Origin of the sequence: Proteus sp. FZP2095 (genome assembly GCF_023701425.1) — a bacterium.
In the GTDB taxonomy this organism is placed as follows: domain Bacteria; phylum Pseudomonadota; class Gammaproteobacteria; order Enterobacterales; family Enterobacteriaceae; genus Proteus; species Proteus cibarius.
Window position 1 is genome coordinate 1 of the sequence record NZ_JAMQBJ010000025.1, and the last position, 405, is coordinate 405.

The following is a 405-nucleotide window of genomic DNA, read 5'->3' on the forward strand; positions in this document are numbered from 1 at the left end:
TTTGCTTGGCGGCCATAGCGCAGCGGACCCACCTGAATCCATGCCGAACTCAGAAGTGAAACGTTGTAGCGCCGATGGTAGTGTGGGGCCTCCCCATGTGAGAGTAGGGAACTGCCAGGCATTAAATTTAGGCTGTGTCAGCCGGTGACAATAAGCCACTAGTGCTGATATGGCTCAGTTGGTAGAGCACACCCTTGGTAAGGGTGAGGTCCCCAGTTCGAATCTGGGTATCAGCACCATAAAAAATTAATTATAACTACATAAACAGATAGTTATAAAAACAGAATTTGCTTGGCGGCCATAGCGCAGCGGACCCACCTGAATCCATGCCGAACTCAGAAGTGAAACGTTGTAGCGCCGATGGTAGTGTGGGGCCTCCCCATGTGAGAGTAGGGAACTGCCAGG

General features: G+C 51.1%; 1 tRNA gene and 2 rRNA genes. All 3 read left to right on the forward strand.

From position 1 onward, the window contains the following. The first annotated feature begins 4 nt into the window (after positions 1-4). A 5S ribosomal RNA gene (gene rrf, locus NBG71_RS18685) occupies positions 5-120 on the forward strand. A gap of 43 nt (positions 121-163) precedes the next feature. Continuing rightward, a tRNA-Thr gene (locus tag NBG71_RS18690) sits at positions 164-239 on the forward strand. Positions 240-290: 51 nt separating this feature from the next. Further along, positions 291-405, forward strand: a 5S ribosomal RNA gene (gene rrf / locus NBG71_RS18695); the annotation flags it as partial.